The organism is Pseudoalteromonas sp. OF5H-5 (genome assembly GCF_021530695.1).
Classification (GTDB): Bacteria; Pseudomonadota; Gammaproteobacteria; order Enterobacterales; family Alteromonadaceae; genus Pseudoalteromonas.
Genome location: NZ_JAKGBF010000001.1, coordinates 448431 through 468282, shown reverse-complemented (window position 1 = coordinate 468282; position 19852 = coordinate 448431). Strand labels below are relative to the sequence as shown.

18 protein-coding genes are annotated in these 19852 nt (G+C 43.6%); 4 read left to right on the top strand and 14 right to left on the bottom strand.

What is annotated here, in order from left to right; all coding sequences use genetic code 11:
• Positions 1 to 67: 67 nt before the first annotated feature.
• Entirely contained in the window at positions 68 to 1330 is a 1263-nt protein-coding gene (locus L1271_RS02155; RefSeq protein ID WP_010606684.1) for an HlyC/CorC family transporter, read from the top strand.
• Between the two features lie 453 nt (positions 1331 to 1783).
• On the opposite strand, the gene L1271_RS02150 is transcribed toward L1271_RS02155, so the two are convergent.
• The 6 genes from L1271_RS02150 to rluD form a co-directional block, all read right to left on the bottom strand.
• Positions 1784 to 2392: a transglycosylase SLT domain-containing protein gene (locus L1271_RS02150; RefSeq protein WP_010606683.1), complete on the bottom strand. Its 609-nt coding sequence runs from the start codon at positions 2390 to 2392 to the stop codon at positions 1784 to 1786.
• A gap of 129 nt (positions 2393 to 2521) precedes the next feature.
• The gene (gene gshA / locus L1271_RS02145; RefSeq protein ID WP_010606682.1) at positions 2522 to 4099 is read right to left on the bottom strand and encodes a glutamate--cysteine ligase; all 1578 of its coding nucleotides are present in this window, start codon (positions 4097 to 4099) and stop codon (positions 2522 to 2524) included.
• Positions 4100 to 4227: 128 nt separating this feature from the next.
• Complete coding sequence (locus L1271_RS02140; RefSeq protein ID WP_235366653.1) at positions 4228 to 5163, bottom strand: NADP-dependent oxidoreductase; 936 nt, start codon at positions 5161 to 5163, stop codon at positions 4228 to 4230.
• Between the two features lie 128 nt (positions 5164 to 5291).
• Positions 5292 to 7865, bottom strand: coding sequence for an ATP-dependent chaperone ClpB (clpB, locus tag L1271_RS02135; RefSeq protein WP_235366652.1), 2574 nt, complete (start codon positions 7863 to 7865; stop codon positions 5292 to 5294).
• A gap of 90 nt (positions 7866 to 7955) precedes the next feature.
• Positions 7956 to 8672 carry a peptidoglycan editing factor PgeF gene (pgeF, locus tag L1271_RS02130; RefSeq protein ID WP_235366651.1) on the bottom strand — a complete coding sequence of 239 codons (717 nt, stop codon included), beginning with the start codon at positions 8670 to 8672 and terminating at the stop codon, positions 7956 to 7958.
• Between the two features lies 1 nt (position 8673).
• The gene (gene rluD, locus L1271_RS02125; protein WP_010371027.1) at positions 8674 to 9651 is read right to left on the bottom strand and encodes a 23S rRNA pseudouridine(1911/1915/1917) synthase RluD; all 978 of its coding nucleotides are present in this window, start codon (positions 9649 to 9651) and stop codon (positions 8674 to 8676) included.
• Positions 9652 to 9774: 123 nt separating this feature from the next.
• On the opposite strand from rluD, the gene L1271_RS02120 reads away from it, so the two are divergent.
• Positions 9775 to 10539: an outer membrane protein assembly factor BamD gene (locus L1271_RS02120; protein ID WP_010371025.1), complete on the top strand. Its 765-nt coding sequence runs from the start codon at positions 9775 to 9777 to the stop codon at positions 10537 to 10539.
• A 217-nt stretch (positions 10540 to 10756) separates the two neighbouring features.
• Here the strand turns inward: L1271_RS02120 and glnB are convergent, their stop codons facing one another.
• Entirely contained in the window at positions 10757 to 11095 is a 339-nt protein-coding gene (gene glnB, locus L1271_RS02115; RefSeq protein WP_010371023.1) for a nitrogen regulatory protein P-II, read from the bottom strand.
• 137 nt (positions 11096 to 11232) lie between these two features.
• On the opposite strand from glnB, the gene L1271_RS02110 reads away from it, so the two are divergent.
• Both L1271_RS02110 and L1271_RS02105 read left to right on the top strand, forming a co-directional pair.
• On the top strand, positions 11233 to 11769 hold the full coding sequence (locus tag L1271_RS02110; protein WP_233525168.1) for a GspH/FimT family pseudopilin: 537 nt from the start codon (positions 11233 to 11235) through the stop codon (positions 11767 to 11769).
• A 90-nt stretch (positions 11770 to 11859) separates the two neighbouring features.
• Positions 11860 to 12366 carry a GspH/FimT family pseudopilin gene (locus tag L1271_RS02105; RefSeq protein ID WP_233525169.1) on the top strand — a complete coding sequence of 169 codons (507 nt, stop codon included), beginning with the start codon at positions 11860 to 11862 and terminating at the stop codon, positions 12364 to 12366.
• Positions 12367 to 12429: 63 nt separating this feature from the next.
• Here the strand turns inward: L1271_RS02105 and L1271_RS02100 are convergent, their stop codons facing one another.
• From L1271_RS02100 to L1271_RS02070, 7 genes are all read right to left on the bottom strand, one after another.
• Positions 12430 to 12870, bottom strand: coding sequence for a type IV pilin protein (locus tag L1271_RS02100; protein ID WP_102057183.1), 441 nt, complete (start codon positions 12868 to 12870; stop codon positions 12430 to 12432).
• Positions 12863 to 16000 carry a pilus assembly protein gene (locus L1271_RS02095; RefSeq protein WP_235366650.1) on the bottom strand — a complete coding sequence of 1046 codons (3138 nt, stop codon included), beginning with the start codon at positions 15998 to 16000 and terminating at the stop codon, positions 12863 to 12865. Before L1271_RS02095 ends, L1271_RS02100 begins: the two co-directional genes overlap by 8 nt.
• A 25-nt stretch (positions 16001 to 16025) precedes the next feature.
• Entirely contained in the window at positions 16026 to 16487 is a 462-nt protein-coding gene (locus L1271_RS02090; protein ID WP_010606674.1) for a hypothetical protein, read from the bottom strand.
• The gene (locus L1271_RS02085; RefSeq protein WP_235366649.1) at positions 16475 to 17482 is read right to left on the bottom strand and encodes a PilW family protein; all 1008 of its coding nucleotides are present in this window, start codon (positions 17480 to 17482) and stop codon (positions 16475 to 16477) included. The genes L1271_RS02090 and L1271_RS02085 overlap by 13 nt, the downstream gene beginning before the upstream one ends.
• Positions 17479 to 18036, bottom strand: coding sequence for a type IV pilus modification protein PilV (pilV, locus tag L1271_RS02080; RefSeq protein ID WP_235366648.1), 558 nt, complete (start codon positions 18034 to 18036; stop codon positions 17479 to 17481). Before pilV ends, L1271_RS02085 begins: the two co-directional genes overlap by 4 nt.
• 122 nt (positions 18037 to 18158) lie before the next feature.
• On the bottom strand, positions 18159 to 18845 hold the full coding sequence (locus tag L1271_RS02075) for a LytR/AlgR family response regulator transcription factor (RefSeq protein ID WP_102057187.1): 687 nt from the start codon (positions 18843 to 18845) through the stop codon (positions 18159 to 18161).
• Positions 18842 to 19846: a sensor histidine kinase gene (locus L1271_RS02070; RefSeq protein ID WP_102057188.1), complete on the bottom strand. Its 1005-nt coding sequence runs from the start codon at positions 19844 to 19846 to the stop codon at positions 18842 to 18844. Before L1271_RS02070 ends, L1271_RS02075 begins: the two co-directional genes overlap by 4 nt.
• Positions 19847 to 19852 lie beyond the last annotated feature (6 nt).

Genomic DNA, 19852 nt, shown 5'->3' with positions numbered 1-19852 from the left:
CTTTAACTTGACTATCGTAACTCACTAACGCTTAATACTCTTTCGTAAGTAAAAAAGGGATCCACTGTTGGAAGACATATCGACCAGCGCCTTGTTTATCATACTCGGCGTGCTCATTTTGATGTCGGCTTATTTTTCTAGTTCAGAAACCGGTATCATGTCAATCAACCGTATTCGTCTACGCCATCTTGAAAAAGAGAATCACCGTGGTGCGAAGCGTGTAAGTAACCTCCTTAACCGTCCTGACAGACTGATTGGTCTGATCCTGATTGGAAATAACCTCGTCAATATTGCCGCTGCGCAAGTGGCTACCATCATTGGATTACGCCTGTATGGCGATATGGGTATCGCAGTTGCTACTTTTGGTCTCACACTTGTGGTTCTTATCTTCGCTGAAGTTACACCTAAGACTCTCGCGGCTTTATACCCTGAGAAAGTCGCGTTCCCAAGCTCTGTTATCCTCAAAGTATTGTTGAAGGTATTGTTCCCTTTAGTTGTGGCAACCAACTGGATCACCAATGGTATGTTGCGGTTGGTCGGGATCACACCACAAGAGATTGAAGAGCACAGCCTAAGTAAAGAAGAATTAAAAACCGTGGTAAATGAGTCGAGCGCTATGTTGCCCTCAAACCACCAAAACATGCTCACTTCTATCTTAGACTTGGATCACGTGACCGTAGAAGACATTATGATCCCACGCAGTGAAATCAATGCGATAGATATCAATGACGAGTGGAAAGATATTGCTCGCCAGCTCACGAATGCGCAGCACACCCGAGTGCTACTTTACCGTGACCAAATTGATGATGCAGTTGGTTTTATTCACGCTCGTGATGCGCTACGCCTACTGACAAAAGAGCAGTTTGATAAGCCGTCACTACTACGTGCGGTAAGAGAGATTTACTATGTACCAGAGAATACCTCGCTCAATACACAGCTGATTAAATTCCAAGAAGCCAAAGAGCGTATTGGTCTTGTTGTTGATGAGTATGGTGACATTCAAGGTCTGGTTACACTCGAAGATATTCTTGAAGAAGTTGTAGGTGACTTTACCACCACGCAGACGCGTGCGCCGAGCGAAGACGTAAACATGCAGCGTGATGGCTCAGTTATGGTTGACGGCAGTGTAAACGTGCGTGACTTAAATAAGGAAATGAGTTGGGACTTACCTACCGAAGGTCCTAAAACCCTGAGTGGCCTGATTGTAGAGCACCTTGAAGATATTCCAGATGCGCCTCTTGGCTTAACGATTTCTGGTTATAAGATGGAAGTCATTGAGATAAAAGAAAACATGATCAAGATGGTGAAAATTTCTTCTAATACCAATTAGCTTAATTAAGTGGTCTATGTTGAGGCAAGAAAATCTTGTCGATAACACCGCTACCACGTCCTGCTATCGCCAAGGTACCTACATCCATATAGGCAAGGCAAAAATTTTACTATTTAACCTGAGGTTTGGATAAGGAATGTTCCAACTCATTGTTGCTAAAGCAGAACTTAGTTTTCTCCTTGTCTAGCCAGCAAGTTTTAGGGAAAACAAGGCGAATTTACGCACCAATAGCTGGCTATTGGAAGTGAATTCAACGCAGTTAGCGCTAAAACTGGCTGCTAGAAAGGCATTAATTATCCGCAGCTCAGGTTATTTAGTTGTTCTAAATGAGAAATTTTTAACGCAGTTAGCGTCAGATTTTATCCTTCAAATTGAGCAAGTATTAAGACTAATTGGTATAACTCTTAAGCAAGTAAACTCAATTGCGGTGTTGAAAGTAACACCGCAATTTCCTCAAGAAAAAATTCGCTCGAACCAGTTCTTATCTAAATCATCTTCACAGCGTTTAAGTTGAACGGCATAGCGCGCAGCTCGATGCTTTACCTTATTTGCGACTTGCATTAACCATTTCTTATTTTTATAAGTGCCACGACGATAACCGCCCCAGCCTTCATGATAATTGAGGTATTGTGCATAAGCGTCCCATTTTGACACGCCGTTTACTTTGTGAGTTTTGTATACGAACCAAGCCATAAAATCGATGGCGTCTTCAAAGTCATCGCGATCTGCACCTGAGTTTCCAGTTTCACGAATATAATCAGACCAGGTCGGAGTTTTGGCTTGAGAGTAGCCATAAGCAGAGCTCACTCTGCCAACAGGAATAAACCACAGGAAATATTCCATAGGAGGAGCCGCATCGTGACGAAAAGAGCTTTCTTGGTACATCATGCTCATCAGTACATGCTTTGGTGAGCCCCATTTTTCTTGAGCATCACGAGCATCATAATACCAATCTTCTTTTTCCTCAAAAATTTTACAAATATCATGAGGTTGTTTAGGTGGTGCAGTAGCACATCCGGATAAAACGGCGACGAGGCTAATTAAAATTAATTTTTTTTGCATTTTTTCGAAACCTAATGAACTTTTACAATTTGCATTGGTCTGAACTTATGAATGCAGCAGTTTAGCATTGTTTCATCCCTGAAATTTATTTGCGCAGCCTTATGGCTGCGCTTTTTTTTGTGTTGTGCATTATGCCCTTGAAAAATAATCGTCAAGGAAAGCCGTGAAGTCTACCGTATCCGCAGCTCTAACCGCAGCCTCATCCTCGAAAGACTGACGTGCAAATGACTTCAGCGTATCTTCATCGTAATAACCATATTTAATATCTTGATGAAGTTGCTTATATTTTTTCGCAAGTTCAATGCCCATTGAGCCTTGTTCTAAGGTACGACTCTTCAGTTGAGATAGCAACTGCCCAGAAAAAGTAAGTGCAGGCGTTTCAATTGACAACATTAATTTTTCCACCGTCGCCACATAGACTGATTGTTCAGTACTCGCATCTAACATTTTTGCGACTTTGAGTAAGTCTGTAAAAATCTCTGTGCCCCACTGTTTCACACTCACAGGCTCACCCGCTTTACTCAGTTCAAGTGCTGTGCAGCGACCTTGGTTAACCACCTGATGTAAATTCTTACCAGCGAGCTTCTGCGCTTCAAACGAAAGTTCAGGGCTTGGCTTTAACAAACAATAGGTTAAAAACACGTCTAGGAAGTGGATTTGCTCCAGACTCACACCGGTGTGCTCGAATGGGTTAACATCCAGCGCACGAATTTCGATATATTCGATACCACCACGTTCAAGTGCCTGAGTCGGCGTTTCACCAGACTTGGCATTGCGTTTTGGTCTAATTGGTGAGTAGAACTCATTTTCAATTTGTAAAATGTTGCGATTCAGCTGTTTTGGCTCTGCTGCTCGATAGTCTGGAATTTCATGATATAAGTCGGAGCGGCAACGAATGGCTTGTCGCAAGCCTTCAATATACTCATCCAGATCGTTATACATCACCTTAAGCGAGCTTTGTGCGCTATTGGTATAACCTAAATCACCCAGTCTAAGTGCGGTGCCATATTCAAGATATATGGAGCCATTTTCTAGCTTACTAAATGGCAAGTCGCTCTTTTTGCCTTGCAAAAATGACGGACAAAGCGCAGGAGATGCGCCAAACAGGTAGCTTATCAGCCACATTTCACGCTTGAAGTTACGAATGAGGCCTAAATACTGCTGGGAGATAAATGATTGTTGAGGGTTATCATCTTCAGACATCACTTGCAGGCTTTGCCATACGGTCTCTGGAAACGAAATATTGAAGTGCACACCCGCAATGGCCTGCATCATACTGCCATAGCGATTTTTCAGCCCTTCACGATATAGGGTTTTCATTTTGCCGATATTAGAAGTGCCAAACTGTGCTAGGACAATATCTTCTTCATCCTCAATAAAGCACGGCATCGACAAAGGCCACAGTAACTCATCACCCATGTTAGCCAAAGTAAACTTCTGTAGATCAGAAAGTTGCGCTAATGTCTCTTGTGGGTCCTCACTCACTGGAGTGATAAATTCGAGTAGCGACTCAGAAAAATCTGTGGTGATATGACCATTGGTCAGTGCGTGGCCCGTCTTTTCTGGATGCGGTGTTTTCGCTATTTTTCCCGACCCTTGGATCCGCAATGCCTCACGTTCGATACCTCTTTTGATACCTTTGAAAACGCCGCGATGCGCGCCGTCAGACAATAAGTCCAGCTTAGTGTTTAAGTCTAATTGTTTCAAAAATTCTTCCTCGAACCTACAGGCCAATTTCAAGTTTATGGGGTCGAAACCAAATTATACCAAGTGTATTCATTAAATGAGTGATTTAAACCGAGCAATCAATTTAAATATGGTTACTTTTAGTACACTTAGGCCTTAATAATAACTTTGCCAACATGCTTACCACTTTCCATACAGTGATGAGCCAGCGCAATATCCGCCATCGCAAAGTAATGACTTACGTTTATGCTGATTTTGCCAGCTTGGTACGCCTGATACAAATATTTAAGATCGTCTAAATTACTCGCAACCAACATCCCCTCAGCCCTTACACCCCTTGTCGTAGCTCGCTCACAGACCATTTCTTTGGTGACGCTGGGAATAGTCACTAGGTGCGAATCCGGCTTCATCGAGTCGACACACTGTAATGCAATATCGCCACCAATTAAGTCCAGTAAATCGCATTCAACTTGGTGCTGATAAAATTCGTCATAACTTATTGCCGTTACCTTAAGCTTTGACAACAATTCGTGCTCAGGGCGGGTCGAGACAGCAACTACCTTTCGACCTTCAAGCTGTGCTAGTTGAACTGCTAAATGCCCCACGCCACCGGTTGGTGCCAATACATATAGTGGACGATTATGATTCGAAAATTTATCTAGCGCTTGTTTTGCAGTAAGACCCGCAAGACAAAGACCTGCAATATCTGGATTTTCTTGCAAAGAAACCTTGATGAGCTCTGCCTCAAGCGCCACTACATAATCACTATAGGTTCCGGGATTACTCGCAAATCCAATCATACCGATGACAAGGTCGCCTACTTTAAATTGATTATCTGGGCCATAAACTTCAACCACCTCACCATACAGATCATATCCGAGCGGCAAAAAGGCACCTGCGCCTTTTTGCGCCGCAACATAACCAAGGCCTTGTCTGGTTTTCACTTCAATAGGATTTATGCTGGCACTGTTTACTTTTATGCGCACTAGGCCTGAAGTAAGTGCTGGCAAAGAAATGGTGGTACTACACAGCTGATTGCTATCACCAAATTCGTAGATACCGTAAGTGGTTGAGTTATTTATCATATGCGGCGTTCTTAGAAGACAGTTTGTTATCTTTGTAGAATACGCGAAAGGGTAAGGAGTTTGAAGAAATTTACAGTATGGGAAGGAAAAACGCTCTTACAGAATGACTGTAAGAGCGTTTAGCTATATTAGTGATTGAACACTATCTGGTCGTCGACAACCTCGACTTTAATGGTATCGCCAGTCACAAACTTACCTTGTAACAAGTCCTGCGCCAACGGGTTTTCAATATGTTGTTGCACGGCTCGTTTTAGAGGACGGGCACCATATACCGGATCAAACCCGCTCGCAGCGATTTTATCAAGCGCGGCCTCACTGAACTCAAGCGAAAAGCCTTTTTCAGTTAAGCGTTTACTCAATCTGTCTAACTGAATACTCGCAATTTCTTTAATATGCTCATTGATAAGCGGGTGGAACACCACAGTTTCATCAATGCGATTAATAAATTCAGGCCTAAACTGACTAGCAAGCACGCCCATAACACGCTCCTTGAGTGTCGCGTAGTCGTTATTTCCTGCTTGCTCTTGAATGACATCCGACCCCAAGTTCGAGGTCATGATGATCACCGCATTTTTAAAATCAACCGTGCGACCTTGACCATCAGTCAAGCGACCATCGTCCAAGACCTGCAACAAGATATTAAATACATCTGGATGCGCTTTTTCCACTTCATCAAGCAAAATCACAGAATAAGGACGACGCCTTACCGCTTCTGTCAAATAGCCGCCTTCCTCGTAGCCAACATAGCCAGGAGGTGCACCAACCAAGCGCGCAACTGAGTGTTTTTCCATAAACTCGGACATATCAATGCGCACCATGGCATCTTCCGTATCAAACATAAAGTTGGCTAACGCTTTGGTCAGCTCCGTTTTACCGACCCCTGTTGGACCTAAGAACAAAAACGAACCAATTGGGCGATTTGGGTCTGCAAGCCCGGCTCGTGAGCGACGGATAGCGTTGGCAACCGCATTAACGGCTTCGTCTTGACCAATCACTTTTTTATGAAGCTCGTCTTCCATTTGCAGTAACTTTTCACGCTCACCTTGAAGCATTTTTGCGACCGGGATCCCAGTCCAGCGAGATAGAATTTCTGCAATTTCATCTTCACCCACCTGATTTTTTAAAAGGCTCATTTCCTGCATTTCAGCCTGAGAAGCAAGGTCTAGTTTTCGCTCAAGCTCAGGGATCCGACCGTATTGCAGTTCGGACATGCGTTGCAAGTCACTTGCTCGACGCGCGACTTCTAGATCTAAACGCGCTTGCTCAAGCTCAGCCTTAATCACTTGTGTGCCTTGTAGTGAGGCTTTTTCGGCATTCCACACTTCATCAAGCTCTCGATACTCAGCTTCTAATTCATTAATGAGCGTTTGCATCTCAGTGCGACGCTTTTGACTCGCTTCATCTTTCTCTTTTGCCAGCGCGTTATCTTCCAATTTTAGTTGGATAATACGGCGCTCTAGTCTGTCTAATTGCTCCGGCTTTGAGTCAATTTGCAGCCGAATTGAAGACCCTGCTTCGTCTATCAAATCGATAGCTTTATCTGGAAGCTGCCGATCTGAGATATAACGATGTGATAAATTAGCCGCAGCGACAATCGCGGGATCGGTAATATCCACTGAATGGTGCAACTCGTAACGCTCTTTTAAGCCACGTAGAATCGCGATGGTGTCCTCTACGGTTGGCTCTGCAACAAATACTTTTTGGAAACGACGCTCAAGTGCCGCATCCTTTTCAATATACTGACGATATTCATCGAGCGTGGTCGCCCCCACACAGTGAAGCTCACCACGAGCAAGTGCGGGTTTTAGCATGTTACCTGCATCCATTGCACCGTCGGTCTTGCCAGCCCCTACCATAGTATGGATTTCATCAATAAAGAGAATAACTTGACCTTCTTCTTTAGCCAGCTCGTTCAATACCGACTTTAGGCGCTCTTCAAATTCACCACGGTATTTGGCTCCTGCCACCAATGCGCCCATATCTAGCGATAGTACGCGCTTACTTTTCAAACCTTCAGGAACTTCACCGTTGATAATACGCTGCGCGAGCCCCTCAACGATGGCGGTTTTACCAACGCCCGGTTCACCGATAAGTACAGGGTTGTTTTTAGTACGGCGCTGTAGCACTTGAATAGTGCGGCGAATTTCGTCGTCACGGCCAATAACAGGATCAAGCTTACCTTGCTCAGCACGCTCAGTGAGATCGATGGTAAATTTCTCAAGAGCTTGGCGAGTGTCTTCAGCATTAGGGTCATCCACTTTTTGACCCCCTCGAATAGCCTTAATGGCTTGCTCGACCTTTGGCTGGGTGATGTTAAGCGCTTTGAAAATCTCGCCTAATGGGCCTTTATCTTCGCACGCAGCAAAAACAAATAACTCGCTGGAGATATATTTATCTTTACGCTTTTGTGCATATTTATCACACAGATTGATCAGTGAAATAAGGTTATTTGAAAGCTGTACATCACCACCTACACCTTCTACTTTAAATAGCTTTTCAATGGCTTGTGACAACTTAGTATTAAGCTCGTCGGCGCTCACACCTGCTTGTGCTAATAATGCGCGCACACTAGAGCCGCTCTGTTGGAGCAAAGCATACATTAAATGAACAGGTTCAATAAATTGGTGATCGCGCCCAAGCGCTAATGACTGCGCATCAGAAAGCGCAGCTTGGAACTTGCTTGTAAATCTATCTAAACGCATGATTTATTTACCCATATAAAATATCGAATTACCTTATTTATGGGTATTAACTGAACGAAGATCAAGCGTAAAAGTAATAATTTACCCTGATTATTTGCGCCAAATCAAAGTTGCCATACGGCCCGTTGTTTTGTCTCTACGATAGGAAAAATACTGCTCGGACATAGTTACTGTACAGTGTTTATCGCCGTAAAAATCCTTTACACCTTGCTCGCGTAATAACGATTGTGCAAGCTCGAAAATATTCGCAAGATATTTACCATCTTTTTTAGCAACAAATGCCGTATTTCGTTGCGCCTCAAAAGCCTGTACTACGTCTTCACCCACCTCGAATGCACTAGGCCCAATCGCAGGGCCAAACCATACACAGATCTCTTCAGGTGCACAGTTAAACTTAGCCAGTGTTTGCGAGATAATTCCAGCAGCGAGAGGCTTCCAACCACCATGGATAGCGGCCACCTCTTCACCATCTTTTGATGCAAGCAGAATGGGTAAGCAGTCTGCTGTCATGATAGCCAGTGGTGTTTGACGCAATCGAGTATATAAGGCATCGGCTTGATGGACCTGCGCGATTTCAAACTGCTCGTCGACCACCACCACTTCTGCGCCATGCACTTGCTCAAGCCATACAATCGGGTTGGCCACATAGCCGTGTAAAATTCGGCGATTTTCGGCTACATGTTCAGCATTATCACCAACATGAAAGGCTAGGTTAAAGCTGTCATACGGCGGTGCAGAAACACCGCCCTTGCGCGTTGTTGATAATGTCCCAACGAATTGGGTTAATGGCCACTGAGCAAGTTGCATCTTATAACGTTAAATCCGGGTTTTCTTTGGTGTCTTCTCTGAGCGCTGCCACCAACTTAATCATATCTTCAGGCACAGGCGCTTCCCATGTCATCTTCTCGCCAGTAATAGGGTGAGCGATACTCAGTTTTATCGCATGCAATGCCTGACGTTTAAACTCTCTTAATTGCTCGGTTAATCCTTGAGTCGCATTTCTTGGTGGACGAGGACGGCCGCCATAGAGCTGATCGCCAATTAGCGGGTGATTCAAATACGCCATATGTACACGAATTTGGTGCGTTCTACCGGTTTCTAGGCGCAGGCGCAGGCGCGTATGTGCTCGAAACTTTTCAGCAACACGGTAATGAGTGATAGCTGGCTTACCCATCTCATGTACTGCCATATGTGTACGCTTGGTTGCGTGACGACCGATTGGCTTTTCAATCATACCACCTGCGGTCATCGTGCCATTACAGACAGCTTCGTATTCACGTGTGAAGTTTTCACGCGCTTGCAAATTCTTCACCAAGTGCGTTTGTGCTTGAATAGTTTTCGCTACGACCATTAGACCAGTCGTGTCTTTGTCTAGACGGTGTACGATACCAGCACGAGGCACGTTAATGATTTCTGGGTGATGGTGCAGTAGAGCATTTAACACAGTGCCATCTGGGTTACCGGCACCGGGGTGAACCACCAGCCCCATCGGCTTGTTTATCACAAGAATATCATCATCTTCGTAAACAATGTCTAACTCTATATCTTGCGCTTCGTATTCACGTTGTGCTTCGATAACCGTCTCGATAGCGACACTTTCACCACCAAGTAACTTTTCACGAGGGGTGTTGAATACTTCGCCATCTACGGTGACTTTATCTTCAAGGATCCAAGTTTTTATTCTTGAACGAGAAAAATCCGGGAACAATTGCGCCAATATTTGGTCTAGACGTTTACCACCGAGTTCGACTGGAACCTCCGCTTGGAGGGAAATTTGCTCTGACATCTGAAACTTTACCTAATTTACCAGTGCAAGCCGTGCTCGACTGGGTTAGAATCGTATTAATGCATAGTTTACTCGGTTTTGCCGAGTTGGCCTAGCCGAAGAAAACAAAGGTAGTAAAATAAAATGATTAAAAACTTAAGGACACACGCCTTTAGGCTGGCGTTAGCCGCGTCTGTTTTGGGTTTGGCAGCCTGTTCATCCGCACCAGAACAAGAAGATATTGAACGCGTACCAAACAAATCCGCCCAAGCGCTTTATGAAGATGCTAAACAAACATTAGATTCAGGTTTATATGCCCGTGCCATTGAATTATTGGGCGCGATTAATGCTCGTTACCCGTTTGGCCCTTATGCAAGACAAGTTCAAATGGACTTAGTCTATGCATATTATCAAACAGGTAACACTGACCAAGCTCTTGCCACTATTGATCGTTTTATTCGCTTAAATCCAAATCATAAAGACCTAGACTACATGTACTACATGCGAGGCCTGGTAAGTATTAAAGCTGACGAAAACGCATTCCAAGAATATTTTGGTGTCGACAGAGCCGACCGCGATGCCAATCGCACCCGCGTTGCTTTTCAGGATTTAACCACGTTAGTTAAAAACTATCCAAACAGTCCGTATGCACCAGAGGCTAAAAAACGCTTAGTATGGTTACTAAACAAAATGGCTCGTTACGAACTGAGAGTCGCTGAATATTACTTCGAGCGTGAAGCATATCTTGCCGCAGCAAACCGTGGTAAATATGTAGTAGAGCACTACTCTCAAAGTAGTTATCTGACCCAAGCTTTTGACATTATGGAAAAAAGCTACCGCAAACTCGGCCTGCCAGACCTTGCAGATAACGTGAAAAAAGCCAAATCGGTTAACGCACGTAACAAATAAATAGAGTGCTAAGTCACGATATCACCGATGTCGTGACTTCTCTCCCAGCAGTACTCGCCTTCAAGCATCCTACAGCAGTAAAAAATACTTGTTTTCTGTACATAGACATCAGCCGTCAGCGTGTTTTATTTGATTCTAGTTGAATAAGGAAGGAACTAGGCTGCCCATAATAGAAGGTAAGCAGCCTTAAAAGGTAAGCATTTGACTTAACAGCGTATTAAATCGCTTCTTCGTCCTCTTCACCTGTACGGATCCGAACCACACGCTCAACATCGGTCACAAAGATTTTACCGTCACCAATTTTGCCCGTTTGCGCAGTTTTTAGGATAACTTCAATGGCTCTGTCAACGTCTTCATCTGCGGTAACAATATCAAGCTTTACTTTAGGCAAGAAATCTACCATATATTCAGCACCGCGATATAACTCAGTATGACCTTTCTGACGACCAAAACCTTTTACTTCACATACCGTCATACCTGTGATCCCCACATCCGAAAGCGCTTCTCGGACATCATCAAGTTTAAACGGTTTAATTATTGCTTCTATTTTCTTCATGACTATCTCGATTCCTTTGGTATAGCGTCGATTTTAGACAATCCGCTTGCCCAAGGCAAACAAAGACATTGAAAGTTGAGGTGATTTCACGCAATAATATTAATCATAAATTATTACTTTTTGGTTGTGAGGCGGTAATGAAACAATCAGCAGGATTCAATCTACTAGAACTGATGATAACCATCGCTATATTGGCTATCGTATTGGCCATTTCATTTAGCTTTGATGGCAACCTGCTGCAACGCAACCGAGCAGAGTCCTTCTTACAAGAATTACAGCGCAATATCGCTTTTGCTCGTGTAAAAGCAACCGCCGCAGACGAAATTGTCATTCTCTGCCCGGCCCCACCAGCAAATATTCAAGCTAGAACCGCATTTACTTGCCAAGATAATTGGGCAACGAACAGAATTAGCGTGTTTGTTGACAGAGATAAAAATGGCACATTTAGTAATGGTGATACTATCCATCGTACGATGGAGGTCGTAGACGATAACGACAGTATGGTATTCTCTGGTGACAATCGTCTGAGGTTTGATTCAAGTGGACTCTTGAGTGGTTCAAGCGCTGGTAATTTTACCTATTGCCCAGGCAGTGACGACAACAATCAGCAATTGAGTGTTTCAACTGCCGGCACAGCATTATACCGAGGGAATACGACAGATACCTGTGAATAGCCACAAAAATACTAATATCTCGAAGTGCCAATCTTGCCTTTAATATATAAACGACTAGGCTTAAAGAAAATATAATACGAGGCAAAGGATATGCATCGTCACATGGGTTTTTCCCTATTGGAATCTTTAGTATGTTTGGCGATTATCACCATCGTCAGTTTATTTTCTCTTCCCAGTCTTACGGCTTTATTTCAGTTTGATAAACCAAAAATGAAACTTGAAGCATTACGGCGAGCCATCAATTTTGCTCGTATTCAGGCTGTTGCAAGCGGTGCAACCGTTACTTTATGCCCACTGAAAAACAATCGCTGCGACGACAAAGAGTGGCACACTCAGTTAACGGTTTTTATCGACTACCGCCCCCAAGGTGAGTTTTCAGGCGATGATTATAAATTAGCGGTTGTGGACTCAGTAGACTCAGGTGACAAACTCACCTACCCAAGAAACGCCATTATATTTCGCCGCTTTGGCCATCTCGCGGGACTCTATAACGGTACTTTTGTCTATTGTAACGCAAGTTCTACCGTGGGGTTGTCGTTGTCAGTTAGCTACACTGGGAGAAGCACTCTAAAAGATACTGATGAGTGTCAAAAGTAAATAACCTAAGCTCGGGGATAGTTAGTATGAATACAAAGGGGAGTTAGCTACTCCCCCCGAAAATTAACGTTCCCAGCACCTATCTATAGCGTCTTGATCCGTTGTCCCAGTCACACCACGAACCCCAAGTTCATCAATAGTTAAAGCTGGGCACTGTTCATCGCCTCGAACCGGCCCTGCTGCGGCTGTTGCAACGATTCTAAAGGTATCTGCAGTAACGTTTTCAAGTGTTACATTGAAATAACCATTTTCTGTTGCCGTCGCTACACCGATTGCCGCTAGATTATCGCTGTAAACTCTATTATCAACAAAAAACTGCTCTTGCTTATTCGCGGCGTCAAGTAACAAAGTCATGGCATCAGCCCTTGCCCCTCTTCTCACATACTCAGTGTAATTAGGGTACGCAATCGCAGAGAGAATACCGATGATCACCACCACTATCATTACTTCAATTAAGGTAAACCCTCTTTCGACTAAACAACCTGCGGAGTTATTTCTATTCATCTTTCCCTTTCTCATCGCTATCTTCTCTCTTATAGATATAAAGCTGTTTAGTCTTTATCTTTGTACTTTTGGTTGTGAATATTTCGACCGGCTCTTTAGAAGGTACTGGTTCACTAGGAATACTCGGTGGTGCAAAAGGAGTACTTGCATCAGGTCCTGCTTCAATCCCAGGACCTGGAATATACACAATATTGTCTCTTACTATGATCGAGGGCTTATCTGGTAAGTCTTGTGATGTAATATAGGTTTTTCCTGTTCCATAGTGTAGGTGAAACATATAGAGCTGCCCCTTACCGCCTGTGAGCGTACATTGCTGAGTAGTCTGGTCTGCTGGGGTAAATGACGTAAAATAAGCGACCCCACCAATCACTGTTGATTCTGCTAGCGACTTTTCTCCACCAGACAATTGATACTTCCAACCTTTAAATTGAGCCAGCTTAGCCTCTTCTTTAACGAATTTTTCCAAGTCATTTACCGCATTACCAAAAGGATCATCTTTCATTTCCATTAAATCGCTGATTACTATCGGTTCCGGGATATCCTCAACAAAGGATTTTGTCTTGGTATTCATATCCCTAACCATAAAGAGATAATCCGTTACGCTTGAATCTATTGGCTTTGCGCGATTTCCGCTCCCTATTACAATGGCATCAAACGGCGTATCTTTTCTATCCATTCGATAATCATCTTTTCCTGTGCCAAAGATAGTTTTCGTTACTTGGCTATAGAAGGTTCTTGCTATCGTAGGTTTATAGAAAAAACGTCTATCCTGATCAGCGGCTGTACTACCCAGTTGTGCAAGCTCAAAGTGTGTCCACGGCTCCGTAGGATCATTAGGGTTTGGTCCAGGCATATCTATTCGCCATATACTGCCTGCGGTATCCGCTAAATATATTCGGTCGCTAAAGCCATCGTAGTCCGAATCCGTCAATGCAGGTTGCGCAACGATGCTATGCTCCCCCTTAAACGCATCTCCAGTAAGCGACCAAACGATATCAGCATTGTTTGACATGATATCGACCATGTAAATACCAACACCTTTGTTATTCTCATCGACTGAGCGCGATACATTATCCTTGTTGGTGTTATAACCTGCAGCAAAAATCAATACGGGTCTATTCTTTTGCTTTTCAATAAAGCTGACGACAGGCTTAGACCACGTTTGTCCCAAATCTTTAAACTTATTTGAATCACCAGAAATAGGCCCACCCCAAAGTAATGATGGCGAATCAGGGTTAGTGATATCGAAACCATAGTACTTGTTTCCACCACGGCGCATACCAACAAAGGCCCACACCTTGTCACCAGACTCTACTTTTCGGTTTTTATTGATATCATGAAAATAGACAGTAATTGGGCCATCCATGCCATATAACTTGGTTTCTGCTTTTTCCGTTTTCACTGGGTTTAAGATAGATAAAAGCGACTTCGGAATAAATGCCCAACTTTCGCTTACACTGTTACCATTGTCTTTGAACATGTGTAACACACCAGCATTGGTGCCTACTAAGATGCGAACGTCACCATTCCCATAGTCAATTGATGCTGGCTTTGAATGAAGCGGATCTGCAAATATATCGGCTCTTCTATCCGAAGAAAAACCATCTCCATCGTCATCATCTACATCTTTGCCAATTACCCAGTTGAAGACTTCTTGTAACTGGCTTTTACTGGCACCACTTAGGCCCATCGCATCCGCTAATTGTGTTCGGCCACCGTATGCACTCTCTGCATTATCATAAGTAAATTCAACTAACGAGCCGCCGTCAAAATCCGACAGCACTTTTCTCGTTAGTTGATTTTCCAAAGCGTAGTTAACACCACCCTTTTCAATATTATTGCCATCCTTCGAGCCTCCAGCTGACCAAAAGGTGGTAATACTGTTTGAGATTGCGCCTTTTTCATCTATCGCGGGGGTACCTTCTTGGCCCACCACTTTTTTATTTTCAAATTTTAATTTTTTAAGGTTACCGCGCCAGCGAGTATGAGTTTCCGGCTTAAACTGAGTGTAGTATAAAGCGTTTCCAGTTTGTGTCGGGTCTTGTGCGTTGGCAGACACGGTTGGTGAACTAAAGCTTGCACTCACATTTCTGATATTGGTAATCGTGGTTTTGAGCACGTCCGACAAGTCGTTTGCGGTATGCGCATGAAGATATTGCCCACCACCTTGCGTCGCGGTTTCTTTAAGCAGATCTATGCCTGTACCCGACATACCATTACCAAAACCAATCGTGAAGACCCGTGCAAAATCGTGTTCATCAGGTGTAGAAGGATATAAGTCAACTTTAACTTGAGACGTACCGCGCATTGTTTTAGCTAATGCGGGTAAATAATTTTTAGTGACACCAGAACCTTCATTTATATCAAAGTAATTGGGATAAGAGCCATAGACTGAAAAATATTCATTCACTATGCTATTGTTTGAGCTAGTGTCACTGGTTGGATCTCCATCTGTCATTAAAATTAAATTAATTGAGGTATCGCAGCGTTCATCCGCGCCACGGGCTGGAGTAAACGCGGAGATATAATTACCACGACGCTCTATACTCTTATCTCTATCGTTTCCACCGTTTTCGCCCCAGTAGACATCTCCACCTTTAAGGTAGTTATACAACTCCCATAAGGTTTCAGATAACGGCGTTGAGCCAGACGCTGGTAATGCATTTATTTTTTCTACAATGTCATCACTACTACTACCAATACCATTTAATATATAACCGCCACTTGAAGAATATAGGCGAGATAAACCAAATTGGATATCTGCGTTGTCTCTCACCAGTTTACGCATCGCGTTTTGCGCAACTTTGAGGCGGCTATCAGCACAGCCCTGTACAGCTTGATTGTACTCATTTGCTTGATAACAGTTACTACCGTTAAAGCACTCTGTTTCTCGGTATCCATAACGTGTTTCATAACGCCAGCCAGTCCACACGCGATATGAGTAACGCTCATAACACGCCTTACCATTTTGTGAGTCCCACGCCATACTGCCCGATGTATCAAATAACATTAATACTCTGGGCTGCTCACGGGTAGAGACATTATGTTTAACGTAAAGCTCGATATCTTCGGCCTGAGCGATTTGTGTCAACGCGGACCAAGTAATTAAAATACAAAATAACTTTTTCATAATTTATATCCGAAGAAGTCTATTATTAATTTGAAACACTGACTATTTCTTGTCCAATACCCATCACAATAGTTACATTGTGACGACCTCTATCGCCGTAATCCACCGTCGCCTGGACTTCCGTCATGTTACAGACGAATCCATCCGTGTAATCAAATTGCCGAGGACAAAATAACTCAAGCTCTCCATTGTTTAAGTTCGTTACGGTCGCTTGTAAGCCATTGGGTGTTTGTACTGTTGCCCCATCGTCTGCTAGCTGCTGCCGTGAGCGTAAAAACACATTATTGGGGGCTCGCTGCTCTTGTCGTATTAATCTCTGCATTTCACCAAACAGTAAGCTCTCGGCTTCTTCTCGTTCCATCACCGCATGCGTCATTTTAATATCCAAGGTACTTGTGCTCATTAAAGTCACTGCAACCGCCATAACAGCAACCACCATCACCATCGCCATGATCAGCACTACACCTCGTTGCTTTACATTTCCCATGCTGAGCCTCCCATGTTGTACATCGAAATCGTGGTTGAGAAAACCGTTCTGCGAACCGCATCTGTATAAGTTAGCTCTCGACGAGCAGGATCATTACCAAGATAATATGTTCGCTTTTGCACCCCGAAATCTGCATCAGGCTGTAATACTCTAACTAAAACAAACAGCTGCAAAGACAAAATGCCTCGTGTTCCGCTCCAATCAGCCTCAGACATATTCGCAGTATGCCTGTATCTGTCTACGCGGCCGTCATAGTCGGTATCTAAACCAAACACAAACCGTATCTGTTCAACACCTTCAATCACTAGCTCATCAACCATTCCACCGCTAATTAATAGCCTCTTCCGCCTCAACACTGGAACAGTAATCGTACGGTTATTAATAACTTGCTCTTCTTCACTCACATAGTAAACATGATGGCTATAGGGCCATAATGTGGCATTTACACTTGGCATATCGACAATGCTATTACCAGCAATAAACTCTGCTTGCTCCTGCTGTGCAATAAAATAGTACCTAGTCTTCTGTACCTCCCCTGCATTCGGAACTAATCCCGTGATACCTACAGGGTTACCTTCAAGAAATTTCATTTGCAACACCTCAGACTGAGGCACAGCTCGAGAGATACACCCTAGTGCTGATGCACCATTTGTGACTGTTGCCCATATAGGCCTAAAATTTGTTGGGTCATTGTTAGGGAAACTTCCGTTGTTAGGTCCGCCAGAACAATCGTTCCCAGGGTTTGCCGGTGCATTTTGATTAGTAGCAGTGAAACCCTTGTCGTAAAAAGTTCCCCAGAAACCTACTTGCTCAATATCACGGCGCATTATTGATAGAGCCAAGCGACCCTTTTCTTGTAATTCTCCAATTTGCATCGTGTCATTGGTGGTCGCCTTCATACCTATGTATGTTGCTATAACACCTGCCAATAACATTACACCAATGAACATGGCGATCATTATTTCTAATAAAGTAAACCCTAACATCCTTTTCATGGCTCACTCCTAATTAAAACAAATGTGTCCATAACTACTGCTCTGCGTCTATCATCAACCGTGCCACAATCTCCCGCGGGATTATTCGCAAGGGCTGTCATGGCTTGACGACCTCGCCAAGTGACAATGACCTGTACATTTACCCCTGATGTATCACCGGCAACGGAGGTGGGGTTAATACACACTACCGCGTTATCCAATGAGCCTGTATTTTCCCTTGCTCTTATCGCTTGACGCCAATTAGCAATATCTGTTTTCGCAAGCGTTTCTGCATTACAGCGCTGTGTATAACACGTGGTGTTTGCCTGTACGTCTTCGGTACTATTAAAGTCAACATCGTAAAGTGTTGTGATATTAGTCGCATCATTACTACGAATACGATGCATAATGTCACTGGCAAGCTCGACCGCAGCTGCTCGCTGCATAGAATCAAAACTTGCCTGTTTAGCTTTTGCTTGTAATGCCACAGCACCAAGCAGCCCAAAGCTTAAAATCATAAACGCAATAAGCACTTCTAACAGTGTGAAGCCATGTTGCTTTAGCGAAATATGCATATCTCAACCAGAATTCAATTGTCCTAGCTTCAGTGTAAGCAGTCGTCTTTGAAACTCAATACGGGATAGTATGAAAGGTCTATTGAGGCGATAAACGGTTTATTCACCGCTTAGCTTAACACTCAAAATAATGTTTTTAGTTGGGTGTAAGCTCTACGGCTAACTTCATAGCGATTGGGCAGCGACTTGAGGCAAACATAGTGCTTTTGTTCATGTAGTTCTAAAGCTGAAATTTCTGTTCGCTTAACTAATGTACTGCGATGGATTTGAATAAAATGTGTTGGAAACTTATCTAACAGTGACTTGAGTGACATGTCAATTAATGCTTGTAGGCCGGAATTCAAGGTTACTCGCGTATATTTTTCATCCGCCTCGGCAACAATAACATCCGAAACCTGAACGTAACGCAACTCACTGCCAACGTAATAGCTTAGCGTCTCCATACTCGGAAAGATAGTAGTCAATAAAGCATCAAGCTTATCACTATCTAGTGGCTTCACTAGATAACCATTGGCGTGCAGTTCAAATGCTTCTAACGCATATTCCGGATGCGCCGTTAGAAACACGATTTTCATCCTCGGAAATTGCAGGCGTAATTGACTCGCAAGCTCAACACCTGACTGACCCGGCATCGAAATATCAAGAAAAATTAGCTGTACAGGCTCCTGATTTAGTAGCGCTTCCACACCGTCAGCGCAGTCAACTTCACCGATACAACGAAAGCTTGCGTGCTTTTGCATTAATCGTTTAACGCGAGCTCTTGCCAACGGCTCATCATCCACAATAAGGTAAGATATTACTGTTTTCATAGCGGTAGCGAAAAACTGACGGTATAGCTATCTTGACTGGCTTCGGTTTTAAAATCAATTGGCTGATTGTAGTGTAAAGCCAAGCGGCGTCTGATGTTACTTATCCCAATGCCATGCCCTTGGTGCGTCGGCTTTAATTTTGCGTCATAGCTGTTAAAAATTACCACCGTTAAGGTGCGTTTACTACAGTGAATATGAATACGAATATCCGCTCCATTTGGGTTTGGCTCTACCCCATGGCTAACCGCGTTCTCCACCAATGGCTGTAATATCAACGCAGGGATCAAAACATTTCCCAAGACATTGTCTAATTCCCACTCTACCCTCAAACGCTCTGCAAAGCGCCACTGCTCAAGTGCTAAATACGCTTTGCATAAAGATATTTCACTTTCCAGCGGAACAATATTTTGTGTGGACATCGCAGCGCGAGATAAATCGGCAAGGGCTAATGCTGACTTTTCTGCTGCACTTGGATCGATATGAGTCAATTCGGCCACGGTATTGAGTGAGTTATATAAAAAGTGCGGCCGAATTCTCGCATGTAACGCTTCAAGTTCCGCTTGAGATAGCGCTTTCACCTTACGAATATTATCGGTAAAGATAGCTAAGAAATGCGCGAAAAGCGTGATAATGCAAAGACATATTGCGATGTTACGCCATAAGCTCAATTCAATTTTTGCCTCATCAATCCAACCGAGCAGTGTAAAACCATAGGGAAAAGCCGTACTAGTAACAACAGTACAAAGCACGAAGACAGAAATGAGAATACCTGCTTCAACTAGATCTGAGCGCTTCTCAACAGCGTGGCGCACAATCGCTATCACGGCAAGTGATAAAAAGGCGGTGAAATGAATAAATAAGCTAGTTAACCCAAGGGATTGCCAAAACGCAGTCGCGGAAATCAACGTATATAAAAAGGCTAGGATTTGCGAGGCAACTAGCAATGCTAGCACACCTCGCTCACTCAATAGTGCAGACAACAACCTGATACGCGGTGTCATCGTGCT

Excerpts from the sequence above, each read along its gene's own strand:
- L1271_RS02150 (WP_010606683.1), bottom strand. The coding sequence starts at position 2,392 with ATGCAAAAAAAATTAATTTTAATTAGCCTCGTCGCCGTTTTATCCGGA.
- L1271_RS02140 (WP_235366653.1), bottom strand. The coding sequence starts at position 5,163 with ATGATAAATAACTCAACCACTTACGGTATCTACGAATTTGGTGATAGC.
- clpB (WP_235366652.1), bottom strand. The coding sequence starts at position 7,865 with ATGCGTTTAGATAGATTTACAAGCAAGTTCCAAGCTGCGCTTTCTGAT.
- pgeF (WP_235366651.1), bottom strand. The coding sequence starts at position 8,672 with ATGCAACTTGCTCAGTGGCCATTAACCCAATTCGTTGGGACATTATCA.
- rluD (WP_010371027.1), bottom strand. The coding sequence starts at position 9,651 with ATGTCAGAGCAAATTTCCCTCCAAGCGGAGGTTCCAGTCGAACTCGGT.
- L1271_RS02120 (WP_010371025.1), top strand. The coding sequence starts at position 9,775 with ATGATTAAAAACTTAAGGACACACGCCTTTAGGCTGGCGTTAGCCGCG.
- glnB (WP_010371023.1), bottom strand. The coding sequence starts at position 11,095 with ATGAAGAAAATAGAAGCAATAATTAAACCGTTTAAACTTGATGATGTC.
- L1271_RS02110 (WP_233525168.1), top strand. The coding sequence starts at position 11,233 with ATGAAACAATCAGCAGGATTCAATCTACTAGAACTGATGATAACCATC.
- L1271_RS02105 (WP_233525169.1), top strand. The coding sequence starts at position 11,860 with ATGCATCGTCACATGGGTTTTTCCCTATTGGAATCTTTAGTATGTTTG.
- L1271_RS02100 (WP_102057183.1), bottom strand. The coding sequence starts at position 12,870 with ATGAATAGAAATAACTCCGCAGGTTGTTTAGTCGAAAGAGGGTTTACC.
- L1271_RS02095 (WP_235366650.1), bottom strand. The coding sequence starts at position 16,000 with ATGAAAAAGTTATTTTGTATTTTAATTACTTGGTCCGCGTTGACACAA.
- L1271_RS02090 (WP_010606674.1), bottom strand. The coding sequence starts at position 16,487 with ATGGGAAATGTAAAGCAACGAGGTGTAGTGCTGATCATGGCGATGGTG.
- L1271_RS02085 (WP_235366649.1), bottom strand. The coding sequence starts at position 17,482 with ATGAAAAGGATGTTAGGGTTTACTTTATTAGAAATAATGATCGCCATG.
- pilV (WP_235366648.1), bottom strand. The coding sequence starts at position 18,036 with ATGCATATTTCGCTAAAGCAACATGGCTTCACACTGTTAGAAGTGCTT.
- L1271_RS02075 (WP_102057187.1), bottom strand. The coding sequence starts at position 18,845 with ATGAAAACAGTAATATCTTACCTTATTGTGGATGATGAGCCGTTGGCA.
- L1271_RS02070 (WP_102057188.1), bottom strand. The coding sequence starts at position 19,846 with ATGACACCGCGTATCAGGTTGTTGTCTGCACTATTGAGTGAGCGAGGT.